The sequence below is a fragment of the Chitinophaga nivalis genome (genome assembly GCF_025989125.1).
GTDB lineage: Bacteria > Bacteroidota > Bacteroidia > Chitinophagales > Chitinophagaceae > Chitinophaga > Chitinophaga nivalis.
Genome location: NZ_JAPDNR010000001.1, coordinates 2,441,653 through 2,459,358 on the forward strand (window position 1 = coordinate 2,441,653; position 17,706 = coordinate 2,459,358).

The 17,706-nt window shown below is 47.8% G+C and carries 15 protein-coding genes; 12 read left to right on the forward strand and 3 right to left on the reverse strand.

Going from position 1 to position 17,706, the window contains the following annotated elements:
• Nucleotides 1–283 precede the first annotated feature (283 nt).
• The 7 genes from OL444_RS10030 (at nt 284) to OL444_RS10060 (ending at nt 9,529) form a co-directional block, all read left to right on the forward strand.
• Nucleotides 284–835: an RNA polymerase sigma-70 factor gene (locus OL444_RS10030; RefSeq protein ID WP_264733349.1), complete on the forward strand. Its 552-nt coding sequence runs from the start codon at nt 284–286 to the stop codon at nt 833–835.
• Between the two features lie 84 nt (nt 836–919).
• Nucleotides 920–1,924 (forward strand): FecR family protein, encoded by a 1,005-nt coding sequence (locus tag OL444_RS10035; protein ID WP_264733348.1) that lies wholly within the window; start codon nt 920–922, stop codon nt 1,922–1,924.
• A 111-nt stretch (nt 1,925–2,035) separates the two neighbouring features.
• On the forward strand, nt 2,036–5,401 hold the full coding sequence (locus OL444_RS10040) for a TonB-dependent receptor (protein ID WP_264733347.1): 3,366 nt from the start codon (nt 2,036–2,038) through the stop codon (nt 5,399–5,401).
• Nucleotides 5,402–5,430: 29 nt separating this feature from the next.
• Nucleotides 5,431–6,264: a DUF4397 domain-containing protein gene (locus tag OL444_RS10045; protein WP_264733346.1), complete on the forward strand. Its 834-nt coding sequence runs from the start codon at nt 5,431–5,433 to the stop codon at nt 6,262–6,264.
• 34 nt (nt 6,265–6,298) lie between these two features.
• Nucleotides 6,299–7,993, forward strand: a complete 1,695-nt coding sequence (locus OL444_RS10050) for a hypothetical protein (protein WP_264733345.1) — start codon at nt 6,299–6,301, stop codon at nt 7,991–7,993.
• Between the two features lie 123 nt (nt 7,994–8,116).
• A complete protein-coding gene (locus OL444_RS10055) occupies nt 8,117–8,629 on the forward strand; it encodes a hypothetical protein (protein ID WP_264733344.1) in 513 nt (170 codons plus the stop codon).
• Between the two features lie 186 nt (nt 8,630–8,815).
• Complete coding sequence (locus OL444_RS10060) at nt 8,816–9,529, forward strand: DUF4488 domain-containing protein (protein WP_264733343.1); 714 nt, start codon at nt 8,816–8,818, stop codon at nt 9,527–9,529.
• Here the strand turns inward: OL444_RS10060 and OL444_RS10065 are convergent.
• From OL444_RS10065 to OL444_RS10075, 3 genes are read right to left on the reverse strand one after another with little or no spacing between them, the layout of a single operon-like run.
• Entirely contained in the window at nt 9,511–11,442 is a 1,932-nt protein-coding gene (locus OL444_RS10065; protein ID WP_264733342.1) for a gamma-glutamyltransferase family protein, read from the reverse strand. The two genes, OL444_RS10060 and OL444_RS10065, sit on opposite strands and share 19 nt — an antisense overlap.
• 36 nt (nt 11,443–11,478) lie before the next feature.
• The gene (locus OL444_RS10070) at nt 11,479–11,976 is read right to left on the reverse strand and encodes a DinB family protein (protein ID WP_264733341.1); all 498 of its coding nucleotides are present in this window, start codon (nt 11,974–11,976) and stop codon (nt 11,479–11,481) included.
• Nucleotides 11,973–12,392: a Dabb family protein gene (locus tag OL444_RS10075; protein ID WP_264733340.1), complete on the reverse strand. Its 420-nt coding sequence runs from the start codon at nt 12,390–12,392 to the stop codon at nt 11,973–11,975. The genes OL444_RS10070 and OL444_RS10075 overlap by 4 nt, the downstream gene beginning before the upstream one ends.
• 186 nt (nt 12,393–12,578) lie before the next feature.
• On the opposite strand from OL444_RS10075, the gene OL444_RS10080 reads away from it, so the two are divergent.
• The 5 genes from OL444_RS10080 (at nt 12,579) to OL444_RS10100 (ending at nt 17,649) form a co-directional block, all read left to right on the forward strand.
• A complete protein-coding gene (locus OL444_RS10080) occupies nt 12,579–14,087 on the forward strand; it encodes a sensor histidine kinase (RefSeq protein ID WP_264733339.1) in 1,509 nt (502 codons plus the stop codon).
• 6 nt (nt 14,088–14,093) lie between these two features.
• Entirely contained in the window at nt 14,094–15,278 is a 1,185-nt protein-coding gene (locus OL444_RS10085) for a DUF4407 domain-containing protein (protein ID WP_264733338.1), read from the forward strand.
• Nucleotides 15,279–15,312: 34 nt separating this feature from the next.
• Nucleotides 15,313–16,008 (forward strand): LytR/AlgR family response regulator transcription factor, encoded by a 696-nt coding sequence (locus OL444_RS10090; RefSeq protein ID WP_264733337.1) that lies wholly within the window; start codon nt 15,313–15,315, stop codon nt 16,006–16,008.
• A gap of 93 nt (nt 16,009–16,101) precedes the next feature.
• Nucleotides 16,102–16,692: a TetR/AcrR family transcriptional regulator gene (locus OL444_RS10095; RefSeq protein ID WP_264733336.1), complete on the forward strand. Its 591-nt coding sequence runs from the start codon at nt 16,102–16,104 to the stop codon at nt 16,690–16,692.
• 96 nt (nt 16,693–16,788) lie between these two features.
• Nucleotides 16,789–17,649: an alpha/beta hydrolase gene (locus tag OL444_RS10100; RefSeq protein ID WP_264733335.1), complete on the forward strand. Its 861-nt coding sequence runs from the start codon at nt 16,789–16,791 to the stop codon at nt 17,647–17,649.
• Nucleotides 17,650–17,706: the final 57 nt, after the last annotated feature.

The following is a 17,706-nucleotide window of genomic DNA, read 5'->3' on the forward strand; positions in this document are numbered from 1 at the left end:
AGACTATTTCCTCGTATACACCTTAAACCCATACAATCGTATTTGCATTGTATGGGTTTTGTATGCATACATGATGACTATGACTTTCCTCCTGATTGCAGGACGTCTCCCGTTAGGGGATCGTAATAAGTGTCTCAGACATTTTCTGATAAGCGCATATCCGCTTGGAGCTACCTCTTTTCATCCCTGCTGACCGCTGAAACAAATTCATATATTAGTAACATAACGGGATGGTACTTTTACTTAAATCATGCTAATTTAGAAGCTTAAACCGAACCCTTTCGTGCCGCAACAGGACATTCAGCACAACATCGCTTGCTGGCTGCAAGGTGATAACACGCAATACGAAGCCATCTTTTATCATTACCATCCCCGTTTGTATAAATACCTGATCCGTTTCATCAAAAACCATGTATGGGCCGAAGAAATGGTGATGGATGTGTTATACAAAGTATGGCAGAAACGTGACACCATCCGTGGGGCGGATACTTTTGAAAATTATTTGTTTACCATAGCACGTAACCTGCTGATCAGCGAATGGCGGAAAAAAATCGAGACTTTATTGTCGCTGGAAGAAGCCAGTACCGCACCGGCCGATCCGGGTTATGATCCCCTTTTATATAAAGAACTGGAACAGGTATATCAGCAAAGCCTCACCACTTTACCGGAGCAACGCCGCCGGATTTTTCTCCTTCATCGCCAGGAAAACCTGAGCTATAAACAGATTGCCACGCAGCTGGATATATCACCCAAAACTGTGGAAAACCAGGTGTCCAGCGCCCTCAAACACTTACGCGCCGCTATGATGCGCTATCTCTCCAGCGTTATTCTTTAAGCCATCCTGTATTAACAAATTGTTACCGCTTAGGGGATGCAGCCCCTGTTTGCGTATGCATGGTTGTATTCAATTACTACCGGCATGTTACAGCAAAAAGAAGCAGACCAGGCACTATTGCAACAATACCTGGAAGGCAGCTATACCCAGGAGCAGTTAAAACAGATACAGGTGTATCTGACAGATCCTGCCTACCGGGATAGTATGGCTGTATTCCTGGAAAAGCAATGGCTGGAACTGCCGGCAGCACCTATAACGGTAACGCCTGCACTGCAACAACGTTACCAGCAGTTTTTGGTCAAAACAAACGAGACAACGGTGGTACGCCGGTTATGGTCTGGCTGGCGGCGGGTGGCCGCGGTAGCAGCCGTATTGCTGTTGTCGGGTTATTCGGGGTATCGCTGGTACAATGGCCAGTTGAAAACAGGAAAGGTGGCCGGACAATGGACCTGGCTGAAAAATCCACCGGGAAAAAGGTCCCGCATATTGCTGCCGGATAGTTCCGTGGTATACCTGAGCGGTGGTAGTAGCCTCCGTTACCCGGCCGGTTATGGTAATAGCCACCGGCAGCTGTTCCTGGAAGGGGAAGCTTATTTTATGGTGAAACATGATACCACTAAGCCTTTTAGCGTAACCACCGGTCAGGTTACTACGGTAGATGTGGGTACGGCTTTTAATATCCGTTCATTGAAAGATCAGCCGGAAATATGTATTGCGGTGGCGGAAGGTGTGGTGAATGTATCAGATACCAAAGGGGAAGTAGGTAGTCTTACGCGGCTGCAGCAGTTGCGTTACCATGTGCAGACAGGTAGCCATAAAACAACGCTGGTAGATAATGAAGCACAGATAGGTAGCTGGCGGGAAGGCGTATTGTTATTCCGTAAACAGTCATTGGGAGAAGTAGCGACCGAGCTGGAAAGATATTATGGGGTGAGTATCCGTTTTGCACAGCCGGCATTAGCGCATGTTTTAATTACCACCACCCTGAAAAATGTATCACTGCCGGAAGCGCTGGATATACTGTCACTAACAGCGGCCGTGCAATGTAAACAGGAAGGAAATACGGTGACAATCCGTACTGTAAGATAAAAAAAATCCGTTCCGGGCTTACGCGGAACGGATCACTGAAGCTGTCATTAATGGCCAGGGGACGGGAATCCATATGGCCTTTATAATAACCATCAAACAGTCACTAAAAGTATGAAAAAAAAGCGAATCATCGCCAGTCATGTGGTGGTCAGGTGCAGGTATCACATTATGTTACTGCTGGCTTGTCTATTTACAGGTCTCAGTTTACAGGCACAGGATAGTAACAGAAAACTACAGGTAAATTTTCAAAATGCCACCTTACAGGAGGTGAGCGCCGGACTGGAAAAATTATCCGGTTATGCTTTCTCTTATACAGAAAGTAATGCACGCGACTATGGTAAAAGAATTACACTTTCCTTAAACAATGTTACCATTACACAGGTCCTGGAACAGCTGTTTCAGGGCAGTCCGCTGAGCTATCTGATCAAGGGCAACATGATTTATCTGCGGCCCAATCCGGCCTATCGCAGGCCGGGCGCTAAAGGCACACTGAAAGGCCGGGTGGTGGATTTTGAAACCACCCAGCCATTGGTGGGTGCTACGGTTCAGTTATCAGGCACCGCTTACGGTGTGGTAACGGATGAAAGAGGATTTTATCGGCTGGAGAACGTACCTGCCGGTAATTATGATATGGTCATCAGTTACATCGGGTATAAGCGGGATGTAATGAGTCGTATTGCTGTAGATGACAATAAAGAGAGAAGTTATGATGTAAAATTACAGGCAGGCGGCTCACTGAAAGAAGTAGTGGTGGATGCGGGCCCACGTAAGGTAAGAGCGGTGACGCATAATACAGAACGGCAGTTGCTGCAGGAAATCCGTGGCGCCACCGGTGTGGTATCTGGTATTTCCAATGAGATGATTGGTAAAACGGCAGACAGGAATGCGGCAGAAGTAGTAAAGCGCATTTCCGGTGTAACGGTAATGGATGATCGCTTTATTGTGGTGCGGGGTATGAATGAACGTTACAACCTGACTTATCTGAATGGGAGTATTGCACCGGCAACGGAATTGTATAGTAAGGCTTTTGCCTACGACCTGCTGCCCAGCAGCATCATTGATCGTATACTGGTGTACAAATCTCCGGTAGCAGATTTGTCGGCAGATTATGCCGGCGCCGGGATTAAAATTTTCACTAAAAATGCGATGCCGGTAAGACACCTGGACGTAGGTGTGCAGATAGCGCATCGTCCTGGCTCTACACTGGAAACTATCAATAGTTATACAGGGGGGAAATATGATTTCCTGGGGTTTGATGACGGTACCCGCAAACTGCCGGCATTTTCGCCCGGTTATTTCAACTCCGGTAAAACACAAACCAGTGTCAGCCAGGAAGAAATGGTGAAAGGATTTTCCCCGGAGTTGGCTTATGGTACCCGGAAGAGTTCTCCCGACCTGCAGTTTTTTGTCAACTATTACGATGCCTATCGGATAGGCCGTAAGCAATTGTATAACCTGACTTCTGTTACCTATACGAAAGAAACCAGGTTTTACGATGTATATCGCCAGTTGGGAAATACAGGGGCATTTGGTGGCCCATCAACGGATGATGGCGGACAGAGTTTTGCAGATAGAAACAGCATCACAAACAGCCGGCAGACGACAGAAATCGGAAAAGTGAATGTTTTGGAGAACCTTACCCTGAAGCTGAATGATAACCATCAGGTTTCCTTCAATAACTTTTTTGTGAATGAAGGCCGCAGCCTGACTTCTATCAATGATTCCCGCCGGAATACCGGCATGGAAAATATGCAGCAATATGGATTGGGCCGCGATATTATATTATCCTTTCAACAGCGTATGCTGTATGCAGGTAACTTCACCGGCCGGCATTTGCTGGGACAGCGTAAGACACATGAAGTCAACTGGAACCTGAGTTATACGTTCGACAGGCAGGATATACCGGATATGCGGGTGATGCATTTTGCGAGCCGGGGCCTCTACCTCGAAGATCCGGCTTATGGTTATTTCTCCGTTAATACCCAGTTTGGGGGTAAAATGGCGCGGTTATTTATCCGTAACCAGGAAAAGGTATATAATGCGTCCATCGATTATAGCTGGCAGCTGCACCCGCAGTTTACCCTGAAAGCGGGAACCTTTCAAATGTATAAAGTAAGACAGGTAGGCCGGCGTGTATTCTGGATCAACCGGGGCGGCCTTCCTTCCGGCGAAAGTATCGTTCAGCCTAATAGCGACTTTGAACAGGGATGGCATACCGGTTGGGGCCACAACGACAACAACATTATTTTTTACCGGCAGCAGGATCTGCCTACGTTGTGGAACCCGGCTAACTTCCGGGAAGATAAATCCGGACTGCAGATATATGATTTAACCAATCCCGTAGACGCCTATACGGCGAGTGAACAGAATAATGCGTTTTACCTGATGGGCGACGCCAAAGTACTGCGCAATAAACTGACGCTGAATGCAGGTGTACGGGTAGAATATGACCGGCAGCATTTATCCGGTGCTATTGAATACAATGGTATCATTGCTTCTGTACCGGTAGATAAACGAAAAACCATGGTACTGCCCTCTTTTAATGCCACCTATCGGCCAGACTCGCTGTTTGTGATCCGTGGTGGGTATGGCCGTACGCTGAACCGTCCGGAATTCAGGGAAATCACCCCTTATAACGACTACGATTATCAGTCCAGTGAATATATTCAAGGTAATCCCAAAACAGTAACCGCCACGATTGATAACTATGATCTCCGTTTTGAATTCTATCCCAACAACAGGGCTCAGAATGAGGTATTTAATATAGGCGCCTTTTATAAACACCTGAAAGACCCGATTGAAAAATTCCGTAAGGATATCAATAACTCAGATTACGCCGGATTTTATTCTACGGAGATCAGTTTTGGCAATGCTATTTCAGCCAATATCTATGGCGTGGAAATGGAAATTAAGAAAAGCCTGTCGTTTATACCAGGTTCCTTGTTTCGCAATCTCTCCGTTATGCTGAATGGTGCATTGATTAAAAGTACAACGGTGGAAAGAACGCAGAACGAAGGCTTTTGGGATACCACTACTGTGTCTGGCGCACCGTTACAGGGGCAGTCTCCCTATGTACTCAATGGCGGCCTGTTTTATGAAAACGCCGGCTGGGGTACTAAAATAGGGTTGGTCTATAATGTTAGCGGACCTCGTATTTATGCCAAAGGTGTGGTCATCGCGGAGAGGTTTCCGGATTATGCGAAACGTGTACGTCCTGACCTGCTCGAAACACCCCGGCATTTGCTCGATCTGTCTGTTACCCAGCGTATCGTAAAATCATTACAGGCCAAGTTTAGTATACAGAACCTGCTGGCGCAGCCGGTACGTCTGGTAGAAGATTATGCACGTAACCAACGGTATGATAAGGAGGTGCAGGTAGAGAATACAGCGGGGAAACTGGTATATACCGGCGATAATATTTTCAGCAGTTATAATCCGGGCAGATACTTTATTCTCTCCCTTTCTTATGCATTTTAATCCCGGTGTTTAACTATAAAAATGTTCTGATGAAAAACATAAACAACAGTTGGCTGATAGGTATGATGGCAGCGGTAGTATTCATGGCATGCCAGAAAGAAGTTACACCGGCAGCACCGGAAGATGCACAGATCAGCTTTTATAATGCCTCAGATAAACTGTGGATGGAAACACGGGAGCTGACTGGTCCAAAAGTTTTCGTATTGATGGATAGCCAGGACACCAGCTATACCTGGTTTAGTGATGCGACGTCAAAGTATCCGTGTTTCTCTGACCAAAACCCTTTTCAGTTTCCGCAGCTGTCGGTATATAATAGCCGGCAGCCGGTTCCGTGGCAACTGTATATGCGCGTAAAGCCGGGTAAACATACGTTATTGCTGACGGATACCAGCCACCGGTCATTGGTAAGCAGTGAGGTAATGACTACACCTGGTCAGCCGGTGACGGTGTTCTATGCGGATAAAGATGGTGTTGTATCTACCTGGACGGTGCAAGATCACCTGCAATGGGCCGATAACAAAGTGCGGTTGCGGATGATGAATTTTTGTCCGGATGGCGATCCGGTTTTTTTTACCGTGAATGGAGAAGTACCGGCAGCTTTTGCGAAAGACACGAAATATGGCGATATACAGGATTTTCAGTCTTTCGCTGTAAAGGAGAAGGATACACTGCGTATCCGTTTTTATCATCCGGGCGATACCGTGAATGCCATTATCGGTACCAACGTCATCACACAGGTGGGGCATTCCTACTCCATCATGTTACGCGGTTATGCGAATGCGCATAGTTATACCGATCCGATTACCGGCAAGACAGTAGAGGTGGGTGCTACATTAAAGGTGGCTGCCTGTAAAAACTATTAGTGAATTGTATTGATCGTATTTAAACACAAGAACGATGTATTCTCTTTTTCGTATCAATAATAAATGGCTGTCACTGTGCAGTATCATCACTGTGGCACTGTTGTGCTTTACAGCCTGTAAAAAAGTAGATGATCATATCAATGAGGTGGTGGAACGGCCATGGGTGGTAGATAGAAGTATCGGATTTAAATGGCAGGGCACTATTAAGCAATATGATTATCCCACCGGGTTACTCGTAGGAGATACCATGACGTTGCTGGGAAACTTTTTCCTGGAGCGTCCTGGTTCCCGGATACGGGTTGGCAATGTAAATATAGTACCCCTGGATACCGCTACTATTCCCTGGGAGATAAGCGCCAGCTGGGACCCCAATGAGAAAATAGGCCGGAATCTGCAAATGGTTCGTTTCCTGATAACAAAGGAAATGGGTATTGGCAGCAACAGACCCATTTCCATTACGGCCAACGGTATTACTATTGAAGCGCCGGTAATAGGAGTCCGCCAGATATCGGCAGGGCTGAACCGTACCGATACCACCTTATGGGTGGATAAGCTGACCGGTTGGATGGCGGAAGACATGAGCCATTACCAGCGATTTACCAATTCGATGGTGAATAATCCAAGTGTCACCGGCAACGGACATGTTTACTTTGATAATTTAGAAGGGATTTACCGGCTGGCAGATGGAAAGGTGACAGCTGTTATAAAAAATGGCCGGAAGTTTACAGAAGATAACCAGACATTCGAAATCGAACATGTTGCTTCCAGTGCGATGAGTTTCGATGAACAAACCCTCTACTTCTCCGTGGCTGTTATTGAAGCTGTACCAGACGCCAGTACCCACCATATCCTCCGGCTTTGCAAAATGGATATGGCTTCCGGCGCGGTAAAAACCATTAACCGGACATTGGTGCAAAAGACCGGAGATATAACAGAAACGATCACCGCTTTCCAGGGAGATGCTGCCACCTTGAAGTTGGTGGCAGGTCATCTGAAAACTACGCCTGACGGACATGTGTTTTTTGTAAATATTTACAAAGCACGGAATTCCGTATTTGTAGATTGGTATACGATTTATGTTGTGAATAAGCAGTTTGACGCGGGCGTAGACAATGTTATTGGCAATATTTGCAGCTTGAGTGAAGCCGGACAGGTGACCTCACTGGTATCGCCACAATTTGGTCCTATAGCCGGCATACCTGGTTATCCGGCTCCTTATACAGCGGGCTTTTATCCCTCTGCTGAGGGTAATAGTTTATTGATCTGTGATAAGGTAGACTGGATCTATAGTGCCGGCCTGCTGGACCTGAAAAGAAAGGAACTGTTGTCCAGTTCCGGTACACAGGTCGCTACCTATCGCATCATGTCCTATGATACAGCGGCGGATACCCGCAGCCTGGAAAAAGAAATGCCGTTTGGCGTATATAATTTCATGAGCAATAATATGCTGCTGTTAGCGGATAACACGATATTAATGTCGGTCAATTCCTCCTGGGTAGCAGCCAATCTGCAGGAACAAACACTCTATTGTTATGCCGGTACAGAAAGAGGTATGGCGGGTCCTGCTGTGGAAGGACAGAACAAGGAGACCGGTAAGGCAAAGTATGTACTGTTTCATGAAGGCATGAAGATGGCAGGTATGGACAAACAAGGCACTATTTATTACTATGCCGGTGATGGCGATTTCGTCAACGGTGTTAAGTTCTATAAACTTTACTCTAAAAAGTAAGTTACTATCCTGAAAACCCCACATTCCCATAATTGATTTCCCCTGCTCTATAGCAGGGGAATTTTGTTAATTGAGATAGAAGTATATATTTGTCAAAATAACCAAACCCCCTAATAACCCTATATGAGCAACGGATTTAACGGAATAGATAAAAACAAGGCACATGAAAAAGCAGTGGCACTAATCCCTGAAACCTTCTTCTGGAGCAGTATTGACGACCTGGCTCCTTTCGGATCGGATGAGGGATATACTGCGTTGGTAGAGTACCGGGAGTGGCGTATGACCCACCCGGATTGCCCCACCCTGGAATGTCTGCAATGGGTGATTGAATCCGTAGGGGAGATGACGTTTGCCGATTATAATGAAAACCTGCTGTCGCCGCAGCTGATCGCGGAACAGATCGCTGACGATGATTTTGATGACCAGCAATATATTTACACCCTCGATGTAAGTATCATTGCCACCGGTTTCGGGCAGCTGGTGGATGAAGGCAATATCGATGCTGCCAACAAAAGGATTATCCGCATTGCTGTAGAAAGACAGCTTGTCTGGAGTGGCCTGCAACAAGGGTGGACGTATGCCACCGATTATATCGCCAACCTGGAAGTACTCCGGCGGGTACTGGAACAGGCATAGGCAAGGCAGCATCCGCTGTTTCCCTGCACGCATTTTTCGTATATCCGGTATCGTAACCCTGCATGGTAAGCGGTGGTTACCGGATACCCCTATCCATATGAAGCTTGTTTTAAATCTCCCGTTTCGTGGCTGGTCGCTTTTATTATTGTGGCTATTATGCTAACTTTTGGAGCTAAACCAATTGCCATGAAAACGTTATTCCTGTATTGCACGTTGTTATTCACTTTTCTCGGCGGACTGAAAGCACAGCAGTCACCGCTGGGCGCCTGGAAAGCCACTTCCGGGGAGGTCACCGGTATTTTACTGATTACACCAGCTTATTTTTCCATCACGGAATTCCGTCAAAATGAATTCATTGCTACCTATGGCGGCACCTGGAAGGCAGCCGGCGACGGACAGGCTGCAGTGGAAATTACTTTTAACTCCGCCGAAAAAACACAGGTAGGACAAGCCACCACTGCACCCATGCAGCTGTCCGGCGATCGGCTGCTGACAGCTACGCTGCATGGCGGCAATCAGGAATGGACCCGGTTAGATAATGGTACCGGTGAACTGGCCGGCTGCTGGCAGATTACCGCCCGGGAGCAACAGGGAAAACTCCATCCCATTGCCAACGGCGACAGGAAAACGCTCAAAATCCTGACGGGTTCCAGGTTTCAGTGGATAGCTATCAATACCGCTACCGGTGAGTTCTTTGGCACAGGCGGTGGTACCTATTCTTTTGAAAACGGTACCTACACCGAAAAAATTGATTTCTTCTCCCGCGATAATGCCCGTGTAGGCGCTACCCTTACTTTCAAAGGCAAGGTAACGGATAACAGCTGGGATTATCAGGGCCTCAGCTCCAAAGGCGAAGCGCTGCATGAAATATGGAGCCGGAATTACCAGCCAATGCCATAATCCTCTCCGTGGTTACTGCTGCCACCCCAGAGCGTACCATGTGCATGGTCCAGGAAGATAGCATTTACCGGCCCGCTGGTACGCTCCCCGAAACTCAGGTGGTACCCCATTTTTTCCAATTCTTTTCTTGTATTTTCAGTCGTATTGTTGTTCAGTAAGATACTGCCGGGATGTGGTTCCCTGTCTTTGATAGTCATACCACCCAGTGACAGCCAAAGCTGATTGGTATTGATATTGGCGGCTTCGGTGGCTTGTTGTACCGTCATGCCGAATTCTACTACATTCAGGAAAAACTGCAGGAGGTTCTGGTCCTGCGTGTCGCCTCCCTGCACGGCGAAGGAGAGGAAGGGTTTTCCGTCTTTCAGTGCCATGGAAGGAGTGAGGGTTACGCGTGGGCGTTTACCGGGTGCTACTACGTTGAAAGGAGAAAGGGCGGAATCCAGTACAAAGCTTTGCAGCCGCTGGCTCATGCCAATACCGGTTTTGCCGGCGATGCAGGCAGGTATCCAGCCGCCGCTGGGTGTGATGGATACTATCCAGCCGTCTTTATCGGCAGCTTCCACGCTGGTAGTACCGCGCCATAAACGGTCCATATAGGCGCTGTCGGCAGTATGGGCAGCATATACCGGCGCCTGGTCTGGTGCTGTCAATAATAAAGCCGCATCGTGTTTAGGCACAAATCCACCGGGCGGGCGACCGCTGGTGGTGTCGGTAAGGGTTTTGCGTTCCGGGAGGAAACGCAGGTACGGATTACTTTTCCCCATGAAGGCATAGGGATCGCCGGGGCCGGGATCCGGATTATTGCGGTCGGGGGTGATGAGTGCGGCGCGTTGTTTGGCGTAGCCTTTATCTAGTAACCCTTTGATGGCCCTGTTTTTATTGAAGTAAGGATCTCCATAGTAGAAGTCGCGGTCCGCAAAGGCGAGGTTCATGGTTTGGTAAAGCGTGTGTATATACCGGGTAGAGTTGTACCCCATTGCTTTCAGGTCAAAGTTTTCGAGGATGTTCAGGCTTTGCAGTAGGGCAGGGCCTTGTGTCCATTCCTGTAGTTTGTATACTTCTATTCCTTTATAGTTAACGTGCAGGGGTTCTTCTTCCACGGGTTTCCAGCGGGCCAGGTCTTCCAGGGTGATTAAGCCGCCTTGTTCCTGACAACCACGTACAAACTCTTTGGCGATGTCGCCTTTATAAAAACGATCGTATGCCGCCATGATAGCTTCCTTCCGGCTTTTGTGCTGCCGCAGTGCTGCTTGTTCGGCTTCCACCATTTTCTGCAGGGTATGCAACAGGTCTGTTTGTACAAATATTTCACCGGCTTCCGGTGCTTCTCTTTTTTCGCCGGGATGTGTCAGGAATACCGCTTTGCTATAAGGCCACTCTTTGATGTATTTTTTGCCGCGTTCCAGGCTGTTGGCTGTCTGTGCTTCAATAGGGTAGCCAGCTGCCATTTCGATGGCAGGTGCCAGTACCTGCTGAAGACTGAGTGTGCCGTATTCGGCCAGCATATAACAAAGACCGCCGGCGGTGCCGGGCGTTACTGCCGCCAGGGGGCCGTATTCCGGCGGAAAATCATATCCCTTTTTTTTGAAGAAGGCAGGAGTGGCGCCCGTGGGAGCTACGCCCAGTGCATTGATGGCAATGACCTTTTTCAGTTTGGGATGGTAAATCAGTGCCTGCGTTTCTCCGCCCCAGCTGAGTACATCCCACATGGTGCAGGTGGCCGCCAGCATGGCGCAGGCGGCATCTACGGCATTCCCTTTTTGCTGGAAGATCATGGCGCCGGCGGTGGCGGCCAGTGGTTTGCCGGTAACGGCCATCCAGTTTTTACCATGTAAGGGTGGTTTCTGTGTTTGCTGGGCCTGCAGCGGTATATAACTACAGCCTAATAACACCAGGAATAAAACATACTTCATAAAGCAAGTCAGATTTAGTAGTTGTATTTAAAAATATCAGGAGGTGGTTAACACTTTAACGGTGACGAGTAGTTGTCCGGTATGTCGCATGGTATGTTCTGCGGCATGAAATAGTAAGCCCAGTACGGTGGAGGGAAGTTGTTTTCTGCCAACGCCCCTGAAATCGGTGAGGGTATCCGGATCGGTGGCCGCTAATTGTAGCAGCGCTTCCCGTACCTGTTCGTTGAAACGGTCCAGCAGGGAAGTGACGGTGCCGGTGGGCTGGCCTTCAGCCGCGAGGGCGGCCAGTTGTTGCGGGGTGAGGGGGCGGGCCTGGGCGTAGGTGAACAGGCGGTCCAGTACACCGGTCAGGTGCTGCAGGTGAAAGCCGGGAGAAGCCAGTCCGGCAGGCCTTTCCCACAGGAGTGCTTCCGGAAAGCTATGCATCAGGTCATTGACTTCCTGATTGGCCTGCAATAAGGCGTGGGCCACGGGCTGCAGTAATGCCGGGATGCCCTCCACGGGGCCGCTCATCCAGTATTCGGTTGGGGTCATAATTGTTTTTGTATAGTCTGTGCATCGTATACCACTACTTTATTCCAGAGGTGGCTGTATTTTTCAATGAACGCCAGGTGTATCGGGTGGGTTTGATAGGTGGCTTGTCCGGCCACGTCATCAAAAAAAATCAGCTCCGATACACTCCAGGTATTGTCTACCACATCCCGTGGGGCGGTATCGGCTACGATGCCGATGTGTAGCGCTTTCACGGTATCAATGTCGCCCAGTGTCTGTAAGCCGGCGATGAGCTGATCGCGGTCTGCGGTGGCGGTTGGGTTGCGGAGCCAGAAAAACACATGATGTACCATCGTGCGGTTAACGGTGATGGCCGGCAGGGGAACAGCTGCAGCAGCGGTGGCGGCACAAAGGGCAGCGGCGGTACCAATGAATTTTCTTCTGTTGGTTTTTTTCATGTGTAGCTGGTTGATGAGATGAAAATAATAAACATCTCTGATTAATTATATCATCTTTGCAGGGATAGCAGCCTGGCGCAGCTCTTCCCGTTTTATTTCATTTCACCCCATTTTAGGGGCCATTCGTCCCATTTTAGATCACTGCAGCTGTTCAATGGTTAATATTGCCTGAAATATATCCCGCATATGAACCAATTCAGGAAAATAGAATCCGGCATTACAACAGGGGTTTTTCTGTTGCTGATGTTTTCTTTGCTGTACCCCAGTATCATCTACAATGTATTTGAGCTGCAGAATATTTACGGTCATAAGTTTGCGCAGTATCATCAGGTATTTGATTATTACCTGCATTATCTGTTGCCGGCGATGGCCCGGGTAATACTGATCTTTGGTTGTTTTATAGCGGTCAATTATTGGATTGTACCCCGTTTTCTGGAAAAACAGCGTTGGGCAATAGGAGGGTTGTTGCTATTGCCGGTTGGCCTGATATTGTTTATAGGGATGATGATTGCCAATTCCTATTATAATGGTTATCTGCTGGGGGTGTATAGTACCGTGCGGGGAGCACATATGCATTTTGCCAAATCAGCTTTCATTATTACGGTATTTGCAGGCGTGTTGTATGTGTTGTATTATTATCTGCGGTATCTCTATCTTTCCTACTTACATCCGCGGATTATGCAGGTGCCGTTATACCGGCAGATTGGCCGGGAGGTACTAATGGTGACAAGTGTTTTTGTGGTGGTATTTTGTCTGGCTTTCAGTGATTCCCGGAGCCTGGCGCTTATTATATTCTTTTTTGGGCCGTCGCAGATGGCGGTATTTTTTGTTTCCCGTTACAAAATATTTCCGGAGTTTCTGGAACAGCATCAGGCGAAGCGGTTATTATGGAGAGACCTTACCTTATTGGTATTGGGCAGTAATTTCCTGATGGCATTGATATGCCGGGCTTTCCGGCATAGTGATGCAGAAATGTTTTTTGCCCTGTTTACATTAGGCTGTCTGATATCAGTGATAGTAGTTTTGCCCCTGAGCTGGTGGTTGCTGAAAACGTATCAGCAGCGAACAGACACTGTCGTGCATCTGCAAAAAGCGTTGGGACATTCTGCCGCCAACCTGGATTTTTTACGCTCACAGATCAATCCGCATTTTTTATTCAATGCCCTTAATACCCTGTATGGTACGGCGTTACAGGAAGAGGCTGCCCGTACCAGTGAAGGCATTCAGAAGCTGGGCGATATGATGCGGTTTATGTTGCATGATAATCATCTCGAAAAAATACCACTGGATAAAGAAGTCGCTTACCTGCAGAATTATATTGGTTTGCAGCGCCTGCGGGTATTATCTTCTCCGGATATACAGATAGAAGTGAACATTGATGAAAGCCAGTGTCATCATGAAATTGCGCCGATGTTGCTGATTCCTTTTGTGGAGAATGCTTTTAAACATGGGATCAGTTTACGGCACAGATCCCGGATTGTCATTTCACTGAGTTGTACTGCAGAACAAGTGTTTTTTGATGTGTATAACAGTGTGCACCAACGGCCGGAGAATGATCCGGAGCGGGAAGGGATGGGCATCGGGTTGAATAACGTAAAAGAAAGACTGTACTTATTGTATCCGCAAAAGCACGAATTAAGTATCCGGCAAACAGCTTCGGAATTTTTTATACACCTGACGATTGATGTTAAATAAGGTAAGATGAATAAAGAAACAACAACGCCGGCAGAACCGGATGGTATGACCCGCTTTTTATGGTGGCTGGCGGCTGCAGATGCAGCGATTCTCAGCACCTGCCAGACAGAGAAAGAGCGCTACCGGATTATTGGTATATCCGTATTCGTTACCTGGATGTTTGCTACGCTGGCATGGGGATATTTTTTTTCCACGATTGTGTCGGATGACCTGGTCATTGGTGCACTGGCCCTGTTCTTTGGATTTGCCGTCTTATCCATAGATCGTACCCTGATAGCGGCGATGTCGCGGAATACAGGTGGTTTGAAAATAGTGCCGGTTATTTTTCGTTTAGTCATTGCAGTTACTATCGGTTTATTTATTTCTCAGCCGGTAGTGTTGATGTTGTTTAAGAAAGATATCAACACCCAGCTGGAACTGAATAAGCAAACGCGCCTGGATGCATTCCGTGCACAGCTGGTGAAGCTGAATGCCGGACAACGGGATCCCCTGCTGCAGTCGGTAAGCGAAGGAAAGCAGCGACTGGTCAACAAAGCAGCGGAGGTAAAGTTTTATAAAGATACCTATATCAAAGAAACAGATGGGACCGGTGGCTCCGGCAGAATAGGCGAATCTGCTGTGGCGAAAGTGAAAAAGCTGGCCTGGCTGAAAGCGGAAGAAGAGCTGGAAGCACTGCAACGGACCGTTGCTCCGCAACAGCAACAACTGGAAGTACAACTGGCACAAATGCACCGGGTAGACAGTCTGAAAGAAGTGGCCTATATGGGTACCCTCACAGATGGATTCCTGGCACAGATAGAAGCCCTGCATACTTTGACAGACGAACACCCGCCATTGAAACAACGTTACCGGTTGATTGTGTTCATCATTACCCTCATAGAAATTATGCCGCTGCTGAGTAAAATGCTGATGCCCAAAGGAGAGTACGATGAAAAGCTGGCCAGTGCTGCTACGCAGGGGATGCTGACGGCACAGATGGAAACGGCCAACAGCAAAGCTTTACTGCAGCATTATCAGCAGGCCGCGCTGGAAGCCGATAAGGCGGCGGTAGATCATATTTTTGCCCGTACGGCAGACTTACGCCGGGAGCAGGCAGATGAGCTGGTGAAAGCCTGGCATAACCGCGAAGGCAGCCAGTACCGCGATTTATGGCAACAGGCGAAAAAACTGTTACTCGGTAGAATTATGTAAATCCCTATCTTGCCGGAAGGAAAATGTTACCTATATGAAGCTTACTGCAATAGCGATAGATGATGAGCCAGTGGCGCTGGCGGTGATTCAAAATCATGCCGCCATGGTACCTTTTCTGGAAATGAAAGGTTTCTTTGCCAACGCTTTTGAGGCGCTGGATTTTTTAAGCAAGGAGAAAGTAGACCTGCTGTTTCTCGATATCAAAATGCCGGATATTTCCGGCCTGGATTTCCTGAGCAGCCTTCCGCAACCTCCTATGACAATTTTCACGACTGCCTATTCAGAACATGCTGTCAAAAGTTTTGAACTGGATGCTATTGACTACCTGTTGAAACCTTTTTCGCTGATACGATTTGTGAAAGCCTGCAATAAAGCCAATAGTTTATTGCAGCTGAAACTCAATGGTGGCGGCACATTAAGGGAAGTGCCGGAGTACATTTTTGTGAAAAGCGGCTACGAACAGTTTAAGGTGGTGCTGGAAGATATCCTATATCTGGAGAGCGCAGGCAACTATGTGAACTTTATCCTGACCGACCGGAAACTGATTTCCCGCCTGTCTATGCAGGAGGCTACGGATTTGTTGCCGGCGTCTTTTTTCACCCGGGTACACCGGTCGTATATCGTTGCAAATAACAAAATAGAACGGGCAGACCGCAATGCCCTCTACATCAGAAATATACCAATTCCTATCGGCGCAGCCTATGCGCCGGCAGTAGAGAAACTTTTTTAGTTTTAGCTGTAATTATTGCCCTGCATCTTTCAGCCGGATGTGGGGCATTTTTTATTTTGAAAATAAGACCGATTGGTTTATTTTTAAGGTACTATGGGAAAAGCAGAAAGAACCAGGCAGTTTATCATTGAAACGGCTGCGCCTATCTTTAATACTAAAGGTATTGCGGGTACCGCCATCAGTGATATTCTGTCGGCTACCAAGCTGGCGAAGGGCGGACTTTACGGCAACTTTTCCTCCAAAGAAGAAATGGTGATGGAGGTATTTGATTACATCACTGTCAGGAATAAGCAGCATCTTTTGTCTGTTACCGCCGGAGCTGCCACTGCCCGGGAAAAATTTGAAGCATTGTTTGACCACTATGCCCGTTACCCCATGAGCGAAACCCTGGGAGGAGGCTGTCCGATTATCAATTTCGGTGCAGAAGCAGATGATACCAACCCCGGACTGAAAAAGAAAGTGGGAGAGTTGATCCGTTATTATCAGTCCCGTATTGAATTACTGGTGCAGTTAGGAAAAGATAAGGGCGAATTTCATCCGGACTGGGATGGGAAAAAATTTGCCGTGCAAATGTTTACCATGCTGGAAGGAGCTGTGCTGGTCACCAAAGTATTAAACAGTAATAAACAAATGTTGGTGGTATTGGATTTTTTAAGAGCAGTGGTGCAACAACATACGTTGTAATTTTTTTTTGTCTTTAAAATAAACCAATCGGTCCAAAATATGCAACACGAGGTCTTACCCGTATCTCTGAGAATGATAAGCTCCGTTTTATCATTGATGAGTAAACCGTTCCCAAATGTAACAGCCCGTCTTTTTTTCCGGCTGTATTGCACGCCCCCTGCCGTGAAACTGCGGGCCAACCATGTTGAAGTAGGGAAGAGTGCCGCAGAGCGGTTCCTGGAAGTCAGCCGCTATCCTTTCGATGAGGATACGATGCCGGTAGCCACCTATCGCTGGGGGCGTTCAGACAAAAAAATACTATTGCATCATGGCTGGGGCGGTAGTCCTTTTCATTTCGGACAACTGATCAACGCCCTGGTAGCTGATGGATATGAAGTGATCAGTTATGATGCGCCGGCACATGGCCAGTCCGGTGGGCGGCAAAGTAACCTGGTACAATGGATGCACGTATTGGAACAGGTGATACAGCAGGTAGGACCACTGTATGCCGTGATTGGGCATTCGCTGGGCGGACTGAGTACCGCGCTCACACTGGCCCGGAAAGATCTGGCGATACCCCGGCTGGTACTGCTGAGTACTGCACTTAGTGCCCCCGTATTTTTCAATGAAGCGTTCCGGCTGTTCCGCATTCACCCGGTAGTGATGCCTCACCTGGAAGCGCTGATACACCGCCGGTTGAAAGAAGGCATCGCGGATATGGACCTGCAACGGTATATTGGCGGCATCAAAGCCGGCAGGATCTGGCTGGCCTATGATACAACAGATACCCTGGTGGATGCAGGGGATATAGATCAGTATCTGCAGCAATATCCGGCTATCCAGTCGCTGCGTGTTAAAGGCGACGGGCATTTCCGTATCATGCGTCACAACGCTGTACTGGAAGGAGTATTACAATTCCTGCAACAGGAAGAAACAGCCCCGTCGCCGGCAAAATCCGCTTCCATTGATATAAAATAAAAGAGATACGATATAAATCCAACTTGTTTGTCTTATCTTGTGCGCTTCCCGATAAAA